The 426-nt window shown below is 36.4% G+C and carries 1 pseudogene; it reads left to right on the top strand.

The annotated features are described in order from the left end of the window. A pseudogene (locus ZA07_RS14965) lies at window positions 1-426 on the top strand (excinuclease ABC subunit A); the annotation flags it as partial.

A 426-nucleotide genomic window follows, 5' to 3' on the forward strand; every position in this document is an offset into this window, starting at 1 on the left:
CAAATAACCATTTGTTCAGTTTCAATATCCCATACAGTGCCTGACCCAAATGTAAAGGCTATGGTGATGTTATTGGTATTGATGAATATTTGGTGATTCCTAATACTGCTTTATCTATCTATGAAAATGCCATTTTGCCTTGGCGTGGAGAGAGCATGAGTTGGTATCGAGACCAATTGGTTAACAATTCCAATAAATTTGATTTTCCGATTCATAAGCCCTATTTCAAACTTTCGGAAGAACAAAAAAACTTAATCTGCGAAGGCAACTCCTTTTTCACATTCTTGAATGAGTTTTTTGACGAATTGGAAGCAAAGGCCTATAAAATTCAAATCCTCGTCATGTTATCCAGGTTTCGCGGAAAAACCAAATGTAAAACTTGTCATGGTAAACACCTTCGGAAAGAATCTGAGTACGTTAACGTAG

Source organism: Mangrovimonas sp. ST2L15, from assembly GCF_001280515.1.
Taxonomy (GTDB): domain Bacteria; phylum Bacteroidota; class Bacteroidia; order Flavobacteriales; family Flavobacteriaceae; genus Mangrovimonas; species Mangrovimonas futianensis.